Genomic DNA, 16,230 nt, shown 5'->3' with positions numbered 1-16,230 from the left:
TTTTTAAATATCTGAATGTCTGCGGGCACGTTCAAACATTCTTTGTTTTTAAGGACAGTCTCTGAAGAATAAAAAAAATACATTTGGAAGCGAAACAAGCGTGCTTGATGGGAACGAGGTTCCTGCAGGGCAAAATGCGGTTCACGCGATCTTTAAGTTAGTTTTTTATTACCTGCCTGACTGCCCTTCCTGCATCATTGAACACTTCAACAAAATAGGCACCCGTGGCAAGACTCCCTGTTTTTAGTTTAATCAAGGAGGTGCCTGGCGCGGCAACAGCTGTTTTTACAACGCGACCCTCTAAATTCATCAACCTTAACCTGGTTGTGCCTGTTGAGGAAACTACATCGCGTTCTAACAATATGATCAGTTCATCTCTAAACGGGTTCCGCGCAATGCGGATGCCTTTGGCTGCTGCTGCTTCCATGTTCGGAGCAGCGATTTTCGCGGTCCTGACCGCCACTTCAAAACGGTGGTCGCCTTTGCTTGCTTCATCCGATGTAAGTGCAAAAGCATAACTGTCATTGATTTTTTCCAGCAGTGTTTCGGTTCCCAGTAGTTTATCAACCAGGTATACACGAACATTGGAAGGCATCGCATATGCCGCCACTTTGATGCGGAAGGTTGCATCCTGCACCTGGGTCTTAATACCAAGCGGAATGACCTCTTCCTTGTTGAACGAATCACTTCTGGAATCGATACAGAGCTTTGTTTTATCTGAAGAAATACTGTAGAAGTCCAACAACTCATTGTTCAGCTTGGGTCCATCATAGGCGTCGGTGCCTGCAGCACCCGCTTTGTGATCCCAACGGAGTTTTATTTGGTCCCATGTTCCTCGCTTGTTTTCGATTTCAAGCGTAAGTTTGGCGGCCGTTGAGCCAACTCCCATTACGGCAACCGGTGTTTTGTCTGCGGCCTTGATGCTCTCATCGAACCTGATCACATTGCCCGCCCCTTTCGCATGTACAAAGAAAGCCCCGAAGGAAGGGATGATGATGTCAGTGCTTCCATCGTTTGTATACGCATCCATTCCGCCTCTTACCTCCTGGTTGGGTGTTGAACTGATCCCTGCGTTTTTGAAAGGATTGAACACATAGATCGTATTGGAAACACCCGTAGGGCCGTTGTTGGCTGACAACAATGCGCCGCCATTGCTTTTCAGCAACCTGATATTGATCGGAGCGGCATAGGGATTTCCAACCAGGTTGTAGGAAGTATTGGCTGCATTGGTTCCTAAAACATAATCAGTCAGACTGCCCTGGTTCAATGTTCCCGTAACATCTGCGGCAAAGGCGGTGGGTTGATCGTTGGAAGGATACGCATTAAGTCCTTCATTCCCTTTGCCCCTTACCATCGCAATGATACCACGCGCTACCGACCATAAAGGTGTTGACGCTGTGTTTGGCGCAATGCTCAATGGTTTCTGGAAAAGAAGCGGTGTCGTAGCAACGGAATCGTAGTAGAGCGCCGAGGCTGAGGAGAATCCCAGGCCGGATGTAAAGCCTGACCCGGGTCCTGTGATTGCAAAATTATCCATCAACTCGTTCAAGGGCAAAGGCTCATTGAAAGGATGCCCCAATGTTCTGAAACCGCGTTGCCCGGCAAGCCACCGTTGCGCAGTAACACGTCCGTTGATCGAAGTGCCGGCGGGTAAAATGGCAACACCTGCGGTTAGATCTGCTGTGGATACCAGCGTAAGATTGTCGCCTGTATTTAATGAACCATTTGTAATGGTAAGAAGTCCCGTCAGGCTTTGGGTATTCCCCGTACCTGGTGCGATTGACAATCCCTTTGCATTATTTATGGTAAGGTTATTGATTGTGCCGGTGCCACTCAGTGTTTGTGCAGTTGCACCGCTGAAAGTAATGGCGCCTGTTCCCGAGATAATTCCATTGTTAACAGCATTACCCACTACCTGCAGGCCGCCTGCTATTGAAATACCCGCGCCTGCCTGTATGGTCAGGTTATTGACAGATTCGCTGCCGGTAATGGCGGGCAGCGTATTCGCATTGGTAATTACTGCTGATTTGGTACGATCGGGGACACCATTTGTCCAGTTGCCCGGGTTGTTCCATGATACATTGATGGTTCCCGTCCAGCTGCTTCTTGGTTTGATCGCGGTGATCGTGTACGCGCGTTTTGTCACGCCATCCGCCGCCGTTACCGAGATAGTGAATGTGGTTATATCCGCTGTTACATTAATATCCTGGAGAGCTGTACCGCCCGCGACTGTGATGCCATTCACTTTGATCACCGCCAATGCTTCCACGGCAGTAGCGGTAAGCGTGAGTGTATTCACTGTTTCGGGAATGGACAGCGTATAGTTTGCCGTTGTACTCGTGAATACAGGAGACAAAGTACCATTGCTCATTGTGATCGACAGAAGATCAGTGTTCGTTGACGGTCCGGGTTCGCGTACAACGATAGCCTGGTAAGTTTTCATTGTGGTTCCATCAACTGCCCTTACGGTAACATTGATGATATTTGGTCCGCCCGCTAATATAATAGGTACTGACGCCGAACCGCTTGTCACCGTGATGGCATTTATGGTAACAGTAGAAGTTATGTCAGAAACAGTAGGTGTAAATGTAACGGTTGCTGTGCCGTGGGGAACAACAGATGTGTAGTTAAGCGTTCCTTCACTAAACGAAGGACTCAATACGCCGGTGCTCAGCCTTAGCGCAGAAAGATTGGCATTGTTACCTGCCGCGCGGTTGACCGTGATTTTGTAAAGCGTGGTTGTTACCCCGTCTTCTGCAGTAACCAATACATTTACCGTATTAGGCCCTGTATTCAGTGAAACAATACCCGATGTGGTTTCACTGGTAAGCGTAATGCCATTCACCGAAACGGTTGCTGTTGCCTCAGAAACCACAGGCGTTACCGTTACTGTTGTTGTTCCGAATGGAACAGACACGGTATAGCCTACTGTGGTTGCTGAAAATGCAGGGCTCAATGTGCCACTGTTGATCACCAGCGATGTAAGCGTCGCATGACTGCTTGGTAAACGGGTAACGGAATATTGGTAAGTCCGGGATGTAACCCTGTCGGCTGCGTTTACCACAATCGTAAAAATGTTCAGTCCTACGTTAAGAAAAAGCGCTGCTGATGCCGTTCCGCTTGTAACGGTTATGCCGTTTACGAGAATGGTAGAAGAGGGATCAGCTGCTGTGGCAATCACACTTGCAGTAAGCGTACCATTGGAAACAACAGCGGAGTAGCTGGGTGTACCCGCAGCGAAAGCCGGGTTGAGAACACCATTGATCGGTTCAAGCGAGGAAAGATTTGCGTTGGACGACACGGCACGTATCACCCTGATGGTATATGTTTTCGAAACAACCCCATCGTCTGCAATGGACACAACTGTGATTGTATTGCTGCCAACAGCCAATGAAACAGGAGTTGAGGCTGTTCCGCTGGCAACAATGGTACCGTTAACCGCAATGGTTGTTCCGGCAGCCTCTGCCGTTGGCGTAACGGTAATCGTGGCCGAAAGGTTTCCGACCGGCACGGAATAGCTGGCCGTGGCGGGTGTATACGAAGGCGACATCGTACCCTGATCAACCACCAACGAAGATAGATTTGCATTTGGCGGTACGCGGCAACTATTGCGGGATGGTTGAAAACCATTTGTCGCCTCATCAGTATCAGTGTTGTTGATCAGGTACGGCTGGTAAATGAAATTGCCCGAACCGGCCCCCGCTATATCGGGTTGAAGCGGTGGGGCCATTGCTGTTCCCCCATACGCCACAGGCACCTGGTCTCCATAGGCTGGTTCTGTTGTATTGTTTGTCGATAGTACCGGCGCAATACTTCCAAACCAATTACAGCCAAAATTTTTAAGATTGTTTCCTGCACTTGGTAATGAGCTGCCTGTCTGCCGGTCAACGATCTGTCCGTACCAGTTTCCGCTGATCACATTGCTGTTAAAATTGCTGTTGGCTGCAGATTGTACCGGTGAATTGGTGCCGCCACTCGCATCAAGGAAAAGTACGCCAATGGTCCAGTTATTGGTGATGAAATTTTCTACTACCGTTGTCCGATCCGTTTTGTTGCGAAATATCAATCCCGAACGATTACTTGTGATGATATTGTTGTGAATGTTGTTTCCATCGCTGTTGTTAATGTCGATCGCGGTGCGGTTTCCTGTGAATTTACAGTTCTTTACTTCAAGATTACCCGCGGTTTGTATGGCAATACCCGCAGTGTTGAGGTCGTTGTTCCAGCTGGCTATGTTATTACCATCGCGTGTGATCGAAAGACCATCGATGACCACATTGACGGCGCCTACCTGTATGGTTGCACTGCCGCCCCCGGGAATGCCACTCAACGTTGTTACATCCATACCCGCGCCTTTCAGAACCATGGTTTTATCGATGGTAACATCTTCGTGATAAGTACCCGGATCGATGTTTACTGTAGCATTGGCGGCAGCGGCATCGACAGCAGCCTGTATTTTGAGCCCCGGGCATACAAGGTAATCCCCGCCCGACAACTGCTTGATAAAGGAAGTTGCTGCAGAAAGCGTCGCAGTTGCAAAAGTCGTTGCACTGGCTTTATCCTTGAAATAATAGGTGTACGCATCGGAAGCACTATTCTTAACAAGATAATTGTAACCGGTAACAGTGATATCCGTATTCGTGAAACCGGCTTCATCCTGGTTATAGATGCCCTGCTCCTCGGCAAAGACGGAATTTGTGCCATCGATAACAATACCGTTTGAACCCCGGCCCACACCGGAGGGATATGGTTTGGAAACATATACCGCCAATCCTCCCCATGCATTCCCGCTGGTTGTGATATTAGAAGCAGTCACGTTTGTACAACCACTCAGTTGGATCCCATTACCCTCGCTTGAATTTGTTGCAGTTATATACGTGAGCGACAGGTTACTGACACCGTTACAATCAAAGGCGCTCTTTTTGGCGCCGTTGATTGTAATATGGCTCAAATTGATATTAGCGATGACCGGCAGCGGTCGTCCCGAATTCGCACTCACGTGTATGGGGTATCCGCCTGTGTTTGCATTAGGTAGTAAAGTAAAATTGCTGAGTGATGTATTGGACCTGTTGGGGTTGATCGCCCAGGCGCTGTTCGAAGTGCGTGTTGCATTGATGATCGTGCCGGCTTCGCTTTCGCCGATGATCGTAAGTGCCTTATCAAACGTTAATGTGGTGGTTAGTGTATAGGTTCCATTGGCGAGGTGAATGTAATCTCCATCGGTTGCAACAGCCACCGCGTGCTGGATAGTGAGTTTGGGTGATGTGGTAGACAAACCGTTATTCGCATTGTTCCCTGTGGGCGCTACGTAATAATGTGTTTGTGTTCTTCCGTTGATGGAGACCAGGAACAAAAGAACCAGGAATACAATTCTGTGCATGTACAAAAAAGTTACATGCCTTCTCATAAAAATGATGGGTTGCTCATAAGAGGTTGGTAAGGGTTGCGGACGGACATTGGTTCGGATTCTTCCGCAAATTGAGTTTCTCCTGCTGCGAATTCCGTAGTTCCATGATTGTATTTCGGCGACTGGTTCCTGTGAACATATGTAGATATTTGATATTTATTTTGTAGACATATGAAAAATAGATGCTAAGGAAAGTCTTGTGCACAAAGGGATTGAGCCGATGTGGGTGAAAATGATATACAGCTATCTTATTGGCAATGACCGGAAAGAAAAAAATGCGGGCCAGGTCCGGCTGAGTCGTATTCAGCGAAGTGCCGTAGTGAAGAGGAGGGATTGATCGTAGTTCAAATCGTAATATTGTTGTTGGTACTTTTTAATGCGATCATTTTAAAATCTGGTTTTGTCAGCAATGATCACAGCTGGTTGGGGCTATTGATAACTGTACCGCTGCTGCTGATTGCCATTTTTGCCAGGTGGAGGAATAAAAAGAGTCATTGATTGTGTGCTTCGGTTAACAGAATAGGGTGCCATATACATTCATGTACTCCACTGTTTTTTTATTCCTAAAATGGTCCAATGAAATAAAGTCGGATTGTTCTCCTCGGATGTCTCTGGAAGAAGACTCCGCGGTCTGAGTCTTGCACATTGCGTTTAAGCTTGAACCAGTGCACAATTTGCAAAATCGAATCAAACTGAGCCGGCTTTTCCGAAGCAAACTGATCCACATTTTTGCTGGCGCAAAATTGCATAACAACACTTCACTCTTATATCTCTTAGCTGCATAGGATCTATTACAATGAACCAGGAGCGGTTCTCTCAAAGTTACCACACAATCATTCATCGTACAACACGCTGATCGTAACGCGTAAAAGCTTGTGCGATCAATGGCTTTGATGTGCGTTGCTGTGTTATTTGTTGTGATCGTTGAGGAAGGTAGTGAATTGAATGACCTCGGTCATTCAATTTTGAAGCGTATTAATCAATTGCTGCAGAAAGAAAAAGATGGATCAATTTGAAGCGGATAAGATGGTTCAGTTTCAATCAGAATGAATGGTTCAGCTTGAACCGGATTTAATGGATCATTGCAATCGGATTTTGCACGTTGGAAAAGAATGTAATTAATTACCCGGTTCGGTAACCCGGTTACGTAACTGAATTAAATGTACAAGGTAGTTACGCAACAGGCGATGCCTCAAGTAACGGTGTCCGCACCATAGAAAATACGCCTGCGTAGAAGCAACTGCAACGTAAATTAACAATGAAATCAGCCTTAAAAATTACCGAAAATTTAAAATTTATTTTGGATCATTAACGGTCAATCACTTATATTACATGTAGCATTGGCTCAAGCTATTTACAATCTCCCCCGATCTACTTGAAGCTCAATTGTGATCGTTGTATTACGATTTTACCACCGGACATTATTGGGAATGACATGCGACGGAGTTGTTGCCTCCATACTGTATCATTCAGGTAAGAGCGACGTATTGGTTAAGCCCGGTAACTATTCCGAAGGGTAATAAAACTGAAACTTTTTTTGAACGAACTCATCCGTGCAGGCTTGATGCATTGAAACATTTATTTCATACGGCATGATTAATTTAGCAATCGTTGATGACCATCCAGCGATCAGATCCGGCATCAGAAAAATACTGGAAGAGTGTGGCGATGTTTTTATATCGATGGAAGCTTCCAATGGCCAGGATTTTCTCAAAAAACTGGCTGTGGCCCAGGCACCAGATATTGCAATTATTGACATAAATATGCCGGTAATGAATGGACATGAGCTTGTAAAAAAACTTCAGGCAGATTTTCCCCAAGTACGCCCAATCGTTTATTCCATTGTTTGCGGAATTGACGCGATGGTTCATATGTTCACTTCTGGCGCCTCTGCTTACCTGAACAAAGCCAAAGATATTACTGAACTGCCCACGGCAATAAGGGCCGTATACGAGAAGGGCAGTTATCTTTCCAATATTCAAATCCCGGCTTTGGTAAAGCCCCGACAAAACGGGATGAAACCAGGGTTTTTCGGAAGAAGCTATCTGACTCCGAGAGAAACCGTGGTGATCAACATGCTTGCAACAGACCTCAATTATCACCAGATCGGTGATCGGCTGAAAGTGGGTGAAAAAACGATTCACAATTATCGCGATCGGATTTATCAAAAGCTCGGGATAAGAAATCGCAGTGAATTGACACTTTTTGCAATAAACAATGGTCTCACTTATAGTATTACCAATATAACTTAAAATGAAAATTTCCTTTTCGCTTTTAATTGCCTTGACTCTTTGCGGTTTTCTGTGCGCTCAAACCAAAGACCCTATAGTAATTATTGTAGAATATAAGTTGACGCATATCATTGATTCCACGCAGCCTGGTAACCCCTACATTGATAACTTTCTATTGCTTGCTGGCAAACAATCCAGTTGGTACGATAAGTATGCGATTGGTATAAAAAAAATCGGTAGAGCTCCGGCACCTGGTACTACATCCAGCGGGATTCCCCTTTCCGCCTTTACCGATCAGAACAAAGCTTCCATCTATAAAAGTATCGACAAACATTCCATGTTTACCGAACTGGTGCTGGGAAAAGTGGAATACGTGGTGTCGGAGGAACTTCCTCTGCCTGAGTGGAAAATTACACTGGAAACAAAAAACCTGGGTGGCTATCTGTGTCAAAAAGCTACGACACGGTTCAAGGGCCGCAATTACGAGGCATGGTTCACTAATAAATTGCCTTACCGTACCGGACCCTGGAAATTCGGGGGACTACCAGGGTTGATACTTGAGATTGGAGACGAAAAAAAAGAGGTCTTATTTAATTTCGTATCTTTTTATACCGCGTCAGAGGGCATGGAAGGGTTGTCAGAAAATAGAAAAGGCATTAGGATAAGTGCCGAACGGTACCGAAAGATAATGACGGCGATTGATAACGATCCTGCCGCGCTGAATAATTCCGGCGGGGGTACTGGCAACCTGGTGGCCATATCTGTGCCCATAGGCGGTTCTTTGCCAACGATGCCCAAACCAAGAAAAATTAATAATCCAATAGAGAAGAATGACCAATAAATACCTAAAAGCTGCTATTCTTTTAGTTGCTTTCTTTGGTTGTATACATGCAGGGTTTTCTCAGATTATTGTCAAGGGACAGGTAGCCGATATCTCAGGTAAAAAACTTTCTTCCATCGCCGTTTCAGTTTTAAATATACAGGAATTGACTTTGGCATATTCTATTACAGATAGTTTAGGGTACTATTCCATTAAAGTACCCGATTGGAAGAAGGGAGACAGCCTGTTCGTAGCAGTAAACGCCAACGGCTATCAGAAAATGCTGATTTACCTTGATTCAAACATTCGCACGGTAGATTTTGAACTCCTGCCAAGCGCCGCGCTGTTGAAGGAAGTGGTAGTTACATCTGGAAAGGGCATAGTAAGGTCTAAAGGAGATACCATTAAATACAATGTAGATTCGTTCAGTCATCCACAAGACCGCACCATACTTGATGTCTTAAAAAAAATGCCCGGTTTGGAAGTGTCGGATAACGGTGAGATAAAATTCCAAGGTAAGTCAATAAATTCCCTGTACGTAGATGGAGACAACCTGGTAGATGGTAAATACAACACGCTCACCAAAAGCCTGGCGAATGACATGGTTGCATCGATTGAGGTTCTTCAGAACCACCAGCCCATACAAACGCTCAGAGACATTGAACTGACAGAGACTGCCGGTCTGAATATCGTGCTAAAAAGCAAAGCAAGAATGAAATTTTTGTTCGATGCGAGTGCTTCGATAGGCGAGCCAGGGTTACGCGATGCAACATTCAACACAATGTCTTTTAAAAAGTCTTTCAAAATACTCAACGCTCTGAAATATTCGAATGCGGGTCGTAATATCAGGGAGGATATCATCCCACATTTTCAATCCGAGGCTAATGCCCGTGACGACAGACAGTTGCTCAAAAATGAGATTGTACAGGCACCGTTGGCATCCAGTCGGGTGTTATTGAATGATGATTTTCTGGAAGACATTAATTTATTCAGTAAAACCAACCAGCAACTCGAAATCCGGTTTAATGGCAGCATTTTCAAAGGAAACATTGTAAATGAATACAGTAACAGGCAATTGGTTTTCCTTCCCACCGACACCATCCGTTATAATGAAAGTTTCTTTACAAAATTTTCTGAAACCTATATACGCCCCAGCATAACTGTTTCCCTTAATAAAAAGAAAATATATTTCAATAATACGTCAGGACTGGAAACCCAGGTGTCCGATGCCGCAAGCGATGTAACAACATCAACTTCCGGGCATTTTCAGGAGAAACTCCGGAGCCGGAAAACTGATATTTTTAATTCATCCAGGTTTCTCAAGGTCCTTTCGCCAAAATTGATCCTGGAACTGTATTCTTATTTGTTCTACAGAACCAGTCCCCAGCTCAGCCAGCTAACGCCAGGATTATATTCATCGCTTCTTAATAACGGTCATCCCTACGATGCCCTGGCAGAATCTGCAAGAAACGCTGGATTTACGTCTCGAAACTATGCGTCAATAAAATACTTGACCAAGATCAGGCAATCGTATAAAGTTGGTGTGGACTGGCAATCACAGCAAATTGTAAGCGATCTCCAAACAGAACTAAGCGGAGTAAAAACCTCGATCGCCGACACTTTCAGAAATCATCTGAATTTTTATAAAACAAGCGTTTTTGCAGAAGCTGTTTTCAGCAGGAATTCGGATCTGGTACAATACGAATTTGCGTTGCCGGTTGAAAAAATGTTCATCACTTACCGGGATACGGGATTTAGTGAGCACAATAGCTATCTTTTTTTCCAGCCCTCGTTTAAGATAAAATCCCGGATTGGAAAGCAGGGGTTCATACAACTAAGTTCCTCAGTTCGGCGAACTATCGGAAACCAGTTTGATATTTACCGGGGATACATTTTGAATGGTTACCGAACCTTTAATTCGAAGGTTGGAATATTACCCGTATCAAAAATCTCCAGCGTTTTGCTATCCTACGAACTGAATGATGTACCTGATTTTCTATTTGCGACAGTCTCAATGGGATACTATCGAACCAACAATAACACAATTCCTTTGTATGCGGTATCTCCAATTGCCACAACCATCGTTAACTATCGTTTCGACAATACAACAGATGGGTTCAATCTTGGGTTACGGGTGTCAAAATATGTTCCTGTTATACGGTCAAATTTTGCGCTCAGCCAAACGATGTCTTTAAACGAGTTCCTACAGTTCCAAAATGGTTTTTTACTGAAGTACCTGAACAGTTCCTGGACCACGAACTGCAAATTTTCTGTTAAGCCACTTTCATTCTTATTCGTCAACTATAGTTTGAACTTAAACATGTTTGTAAATACACCAGTTGGGACCAGTGGCAATCAGATTTCGCAACGATCGTCCAACTTACTCAACAAGATTGATTTCACAATTCCTTTGAACAAGGCTGTAAATATGATGGTGGCAGCTGAGTTTTATAAAAATTCACGACCCGGAATCATCAATAATAATACAGCCTCGTTTATGGATTTTACCTGTGAATACAAGCCTGCCAAAGTTAGGTACGATCTCCAGCTTGGCGTATTCAATATTTTAAACAGGACCGGATACCAAAACATAAGCACCAGTTCTAATTTTTACAGCGAATCCGTGTACCTGATACGACCCAGAAATTTTTTTATAAAAATCAATTACCGATTTTAAAAGCAGGAGGTTTTACCTCTAACTTCTGAATCAATATTCCTTTTCATTTGCCTATGAAGCCATCTTATTTGTTTGCCTGCCTTTTATCTTGTGCGTTATTTGTTCATTGTTCATCAAAACATCCTGCAGGAAACTTTGACACTTTTTCAAGGGAAGATTTTGCTAATAATAAAAACCTTGAAGGCGTAGAAATGGACCTGCCGGGCGTATTTCGTCCAATCAGGATTAAGGTAATTCCAAAGGAAAATTTGATTCTGATTTTAGAAAGCCAGGGACGAGGTTATTTTGCTTCAGCCTATACGCTGGATTCGTTCAAAATGATTCAGCCATTTATAAAGGATGGGGTAGGGCCGGGAGAACAGTTGGCTCCCATGTCGCTTCAATACAATGCGCAGGAAAGAAGAGTGTATGTGTTTGACCACGTTCTGCAGAATTTTTTCTATTATTCAATAGATTCCCTGCGTAATAAATCCCGGGGAATTGCAGCAGGAATGTTGGGAGAAAAAATAAATAAATTTAAACCCAGTATCTATACCCGTCAATTAATGAATCCGGTGGTCTTTGGCCATGACAGAAACATAGTCAGCGTAGCGTCGAATTTACCTCGGGAGCCATTACACGTGCTTGATTTTTATGACAGCACATATAAATATAAGTTTGGAAAAGGCTCGTACCCCGCGTATTCCGATTCATTTCCCCACTATGCTTATCGTGAAATATTTTTTGGAAATGTAAGTATTTCTGATGCCTCAGACCGACTGATTTACACGTATTTCAGCACCGATGTCATTGCGGTGTACGACACTTCCGGAAAATTGATCATGGCGAAACAGGGTCCTGATCTGTTGAAACCAGGATACGAAAAAAGAAATGCGAACGGGGGTAATATTTTTATGCCCGGCAAATCGAGTCGGTCTACTTACCTGTCGAGCGCCTTAATGGGAGCAAATAGTCTCCTGGTACTGTACAATGGAAAACTAATCAGTAAAAGGGATGAACATTCCAATGAAATGTTCGAATTCTCACACAAATTGAAACCCCTTACTATCTACCGGTTTGATAAAAAGATATTTGACTTTGATGTAGATTGGAAGACACGTACAGTGTACGGTCTGTCTACCGAAAACCGGCCACATATTGTAACCTTCAAATTTTAAAAATGCAAAAGTGTAAATCGTTTTTATATGTTTTGGCTATGATGATGGCGCTTTCCTCGGCCTGCCATCCGAAAGAAGAAAAAACATCAAAGCAGATGCTCGATGCCACGGCAATAGCGAAAATAAAAAAGAACTGTCCAGGCGTTGACGGAAAATACGTTAAGATATACTACCTGGATGGGGATTGTTCGATGTGCATTGGAAAAGCAAAGGAACTTGAATTAAAACACACAGATACGCTGCAGGGTGCCATCGTATTGATTGCATTAACCAAAAATGAACACGTATTCCGTCTAAATATGGAGTCCGCAGAAATCAAATCATGCTTTATAGTGGATGAGCTTGGTTATTTCGGTACGGTATTCAAGCTAAATATAGTAACGCATGTGAATCGGGATCATACCATAGAAAGGCAAGAACCGTATTGAAGTCGTGACTATTTCCAATTGATATATAACCCCTCTCTATCCAGGGCATAAATTTTACCGTTGGCTGGATTTACGTCGAAGGATATTTGACCGCCTTTGATAAACAAAAGCTCCTTTGGTACGAGAAGTTGATTGAAGCGATATAAGTTTACAAACCCTTTTTCTTCCTGTTCGAATTTTTTAGGGCTACTATGGATGGCAAAAATACTCTTCCCGTACATTTTTGTCATTCTTGAATAAGATTCCCCACTCGTGGGAAACATCTCAGCCGTTGATAAAGTAGCGTTTGCCGTTTCTGGATTTCCTTTGAACATGGCCACCAATTCACCGTCAGTTTTATAAAGTGAGATAAGATTTGCCTGGTGAGATTGGAATATTACTCGGTCCCCTTTTTCATTAGCATTCAGCCACCCGCCAAAGAGCGGAGGCAGGTCCGGGTTAGAAGTGCCATTGAGCGTGTCCGGTAATTTTCCAACGCTTGATAGAAATTTCCCATCAGTAGCATACAATTTTAGCATGTGGGTTACCGGTTTGGCGAGCTCCGGGAAGTAGTTTGAAAATCGTAACCCTACGGAAAGGTTGTTATCAATATCGATAATTTTTTTCTCCCTTGGCAGCAGTATTGGGTAAGTAAATGTGAACTCCGAAAAGTTCTTCGGTCGTTTAAATAATATGGAAGCATCCCTGCCAAAATACTTCAGTATACTGACCTTCGCTTTCGGTTTTGCAATTGAATCAAGGGATAATTCACAAAACCTTTGCAGATTAAAATCAAAAATGTGAGCATATCGATCACCTTCGAAATATTGAATATCGCTGGCCCCGGCAACCTGCCCTTCAGAAACGCCAAGCGTTAAAAAGGATTTTATAAATTTAATTGAGTCGAGGGTATATGCATAATAGAGCGGAGCGCCTAAACCCGCCGCTCCATCGCCGATGATAAGTAAGTTAAAATCAGGTATCACATTTACAGAAACCGGCCTTTTGACTTCAACAAGTTTTACAAACTCAGATCGGAGTCTTTGCGGCTTTAATGTTTGGGCTTGAGTGCTAGTCAATGAACCAACAAAAATCACCAGAAGTAGAAATCTCGAGAATCCCGTTTTCATAGGGTTAAATTTACCTTTTTTGTAATCGGTTCCCGGCTTAATTTTTGGGTATTCGCAAGAAATAACGGTGGTCATCAACTTATTCCCTTTCCCGGTTTTGTAACAGAACAAATATAGCCAGGTCCGGTGTCAGGAACGCGACATGTTGTATTATGATAAGTGCTCATATTTCAATTATTCAAAACGAGAGGCAGTTTCCCGTCAGATGGTTTAGGCGTTGATGGTGCCTTTCAATGCTGCAAGCATTTTGCACAATTTGCTTGTTGGTTTTGCGGGTAAAATATTATGAAGGGGGGGGCTGGACAGCTGCTGGGTAGATTAAAAAAAATGAGAACAAGGGATGTAAATTTTCATACACCCCCTGTTTTAAAAACTTATACGAAGACCTAGTCAACCGGAGGCGGTGTGCCTTTCACTTGCTGAAGGGGGCATACATACTGAGCATTCGTTTGCGTGTTAAACACGATGCAGTTGTACCTGGTACTTGCCTCACAAAATTCAGGGCAATGTTCAGGACCTGGAACCTGGGCCATTGAATTGTAGCAGACGATTCCCAACAATGGTACTGCAACTGCAATCAGAATTTTTTTCATCCGATTTTTCATTATTGTCTTTTTTTGGTGAATAAGGCTAAAGTTCAGCTGAAATAATCGTGTAATGTAGAGGCAAAAACCTCCTGAAATATTGTCGTCTCAGTCCATGAAGATCTAAATAAAAAAGGAAAGGCTATTAACCTTTCCTTAACGTTGAGGGAAGTGGATTTTTTTCGCGCCATTTTGTGGATGACCTCGCCATTTTAGCCGATATGATGGTTGGTCGTGAGAACTAAATTTATTGTGATGCAATTGGTATTTTAGCTTTAAGTAAACTATATATTTTTTTAGTGAGGTCAGAAACTTCTGACCATTCACCCACAGATTTGTATTCACACATTAGTGTTGTATTTCTATCTGTCAATTTTATTAAAACATAACCTGCATAATCACTTGCGTTTTTGTCGGTGAAATGCGGATTCGTGATGATATCGTACGTATAAATTCTTAATGAATCTCGTTCTAATCGTGATAAATTAAAGTTTTTGCTTTCAACTCCTTTTAGCTCATAAGCACCAGGGAATTTGGTAGTGTCTTTTTTGTATATTTTTTGTTCAAAAGTTGCAGTATCGAGATAATTGTAAATGATGATTTTCTGAGTACGGGTAATAATCTGAATCGTTTCCCAATTAGCTGCTTCCTTCCTTTGATTGTCCTCGCGATCTTTACATGAGAATGAGAAGAAAAGGGCTGAAACGAGTAATAGTTTTTTCATGTGAACGTGCATTAGATAGTAGATTCAAAATACCCAATAGTTCATAAGAACAAATAAAAAACCCCGAAATATTGGTATTTCAGGGTTTACTTCCGTTGCCCGAAGTGGATGGTTTTCGAAAAATTTTCTAGCGGACTTAGCTCGGTTGGCTGAGATTTGTATCTAAATTTTGTTAATGGTAAAACAGTGATACAAATATTTGCTTGCCTAATTATTATGCAAGCGCTTCTGAGGTGTTCCCGAAAGAAAGGATTCGTTGAAAGTTTCAGTCTGACGACTGTTATCGTCTCTCGTTGAATATCGTCTTTTTATTTTTCATTGCTATCTGCCACCCCGCCGGAAAAATCGCATGCTCATTTTTCATCATTAACTCCATTTTTTGCTTGACATTTATCTGCAAGGATTGCGGCAGTTCATAAAAAGCTTTATCAACTTGCGTTTCTCGTTCAAAATCAAGGACGCCATTTTGATGCCTGATAGCAATTTTTTCTCCTCTATAATAAATGATGAATTTTATTCGCCCGTCATCATAGCCATTCGCAGCCAGAGTGCCATAAATAATGATAGGGTCAACTAAACCATCACCGTCATAATCTCTAAAGTCAATATATTTTGTCCAAAACCTAATTGAATTTTCATCATTGTCGTTTTTAATAACGTTGTCATTTATTTCCCATGTCTTGGTGAAGGATCCACTAACGGGCTTAACGTTTACTGATTTAATCTTGTGATGAAGTGTGTCTTTTTCATTAGTTATTTGGTCCGTACTTTCTGCTAAAATGCAGTAATATTCCCCGCTTTTATCTGTGTATTTGTAAATCCGGAAAATTGGAAAAGTTATATTGAGTGTCTTGAGAATGGTCTCATTGAAAACCTCTCTTATCTCTTTGGATGTAAGAATTTTTGAAGTAACTGCTGACTTTTGAGCAATGCTATTTGTCAGGCAAAATAGAGCGATGGTTAAGGTGAAAATTTGCCGCACTATATTTTATTTTAAGGGGTGTGTCGAATAACCGGCAACAAATGGACAAGTATACAATAAAAAAAGGAAAGGCTCTTAACCTTTCCTTAACTTTCCGTTGAGGCTGATGGA

Annotated in this window: 9 protein-coding genes; 5 read left to right on the top strand and 4 right to left on the bottom strand. The window is 42.9% G+C overall.

The features are described 5' to 3' along the window. Nucleotides 1-157: 157 nt before the first annotated feature. Nucleotides 158-5,380, bottom strand: a complete 5,223-nt coding sequence (locus GWC95_RS13435; RefSeq protein WP_161819237.1) for a cadherin-like beta sandwich domain-containing protein — start codon at nt 5,378-5,380, stop codon at nt 158-160. A gap of 1,619 nt (nt 5,381-6,999) precedes the next feature. Between GWC95_RS13435 and GWC95_RS13430 the strand changes: the two genes are divergently transcribed. Genes GWC95_RS13430 through GWC95_RS13410 form a run of 5 tightly spaced genes read left to right on the top strand, consistent with a single transcriptional unit; the run spans nt 7,000 to nt 12,720 of the window. After that, complete coding sequence (locus GWC95_RS13430) at nt 7,000-7,659, top strand: response regulator transcription factor (protein WP_161819236.1); 660 nt, start codon at nt 7,000-7,002, stop codon at nt 7,657-7,659. 1 nt (nt 7,660) lies between these two features. Then, nucleotides 7,661-8,479, top strand: coding sequence for a GLPGLI family protein (locus tag GWC95_RS13425; RefSeq protein ID WP_161819235.1), 819 nt, complete (start codon nt 7,661-7,663; stop codon nt 8,477-8,479). Beyond that, nucleotides 8,469-11,135: a porin family protein gene (locus GWC95_RS13420; protein ID WP_161819234.1), complete on the top strand. Its 2,667-nt coding sequence runs from the start codon at nt 8,469-8,471 to the stop codon at nt 11,133-11,135. Before GWC95_RS13425 ends, GWC95_RS13420 begins: the two co-directional genes overlap by 11 nt. A 53-nt stretch (nt 11,136-11,188) precedes the next feature. Beyond that, entirely contained in the window at nt 11,189-12,292 is a 1,104-nt protein-coding gene (locus tag GWC95_RS13415) for a hypothetical protein (RefSeq protein WP_161819233.1), read from the top strand. Nucleotides 12,293-12,294: 2 nt separating this feature from the next. Continuing rightward, nucleotides 12,295-12,720, top strand: a complete 426-nt coding sequence (locus GWC95_RS13410; RefSeq protein WP_161819232.1) for a hypothetical protein — start codon at nt 12,295-12,297, stop codon at nt 12,718-12,720. 8 nt (nt 12,721-12,728) lie between these two features. On the opposite strand, the gene GWC95_RS13405 is transcribed toward GWC95_RS13410, so the two are convergent. From GWC95_RS13405 to GWC95_RS13395, 3 genes are all read right to left on the bottom strand, one after another. After that, complete coding sequence (locus GWC95_RS13405; protein ID WP_161819231.1) at nt 12,729-13,829, bottom strand: hypothetical protein; 1,101 nt, start codon at nt 13,827-13,829, stop codon at nt 12,729-12,731. An 831-nt stretch (nt 13,830-14,660) separates the two neighbouring features. Continuing rightward, nucleotides 14,661-15,137 carry a hypothetical protein gene (locus GWC95_RS13400; RefSeq protein ID WP_161819230.1) on the bottom strand — a complete coding sequence of 159 codons (477 nt, stop codon included), beginning with the start codon at nt 15,135-15,137 and terminating at the stop codon, nt 14,661-14,663. Between the two features lie 280 nt (nt 15,138-15,417). Next, nucleotides 15,418-16,119 carry a M949_RS01915 family surface polysaccharide biosynthesis protein gene (locus GWC95_RS13395; RefSeq protein ID WP_161819229.1) on the bottom strand — a complete coding sequence of 234 codons (702 nt, stop codon included), beginning with the start codon at nt 16,117-16,119 and terminating at the stop codon, nt 15,418-15,420. Between the last annotated feature and the right edge of the window lie 111 nt (nt 16,120-16,230).

The sequence above is a fragment of the Sediminibacterium roseum genome (genome assembly GCF_009939005.1).
GTDB classification, from domain to species: Bacteria; Bacteroidota; Bacteroidia; order Chitinophagales; family Chitinophagaceae; genus Sediminibacterium; species Sediminibacterium roseum.
Note: the sequence above shows the minus strand (reverse complement) of the source record. Positions and strands in the feature narration are given on the sequence as shown.

Excerpts from the sequence above, each read along its gene's own strand:
- GWC95_RS13435 (WP_161819237.1), bottom strand. The coding sequence starts at position 5,380 with ATGCACAGAATTGTATTCCTGGTTCTTTTGTTCCTGGTCTCCATCAAC.
- GWC95_RS13430 (WP_161819236.1), top strand. The coding sequence starts at position 7,000 with ATGATTAATTTAGCAATCGTTGATGACCATCCAGCGATCAGATCCGGC.
- GWC95_RS13425 (WP_161819235.1), top strand. The coding sequence starts at position 7,661 with ATGAAAATTTCCTTTTCGCTTTTAATTGCCTTGACTCTTTGCGGTTTT.
- GWC95_RS13420 (WP_161819234.1), top strand. The coding sequence starts at position 8,469 with ATGACCAATAAATACCTAAAAGCTGCTATTCTTTTAGTTGCTTTCTTT.
- GWC95_RS13415 (WP_161819233.1), top strand. The coding sequence starts at position 11,189 with ATGAAGCCATCTTATTTGTTTGCCTGCCTTTTATCTTGTGCGTTATTT.
- GWC95_RS13410 (WP_161819232.1), top strand. The coding sequence starts at position 12,295 with ATGCAAAAGTGTAAATCGTTTTTATATGTTTTGGCTATGATGATGGCG.
- GWC95_RS13405 (WP_161819231.1), bottom strand. The coding sequence starts at position 13,829 with ATGAAAACGGGATTCTCGAGATTTCTACTTCTGGTGATTTTTGTTGGT.
- GWC95_RS13400 (WP_161819230.1), bottom strand. The coding sequence starts at position 15,137 with ATGAAAAAACTATTACTCGTTTCAGCCCTTTTCTTCTCATTCTCATGT.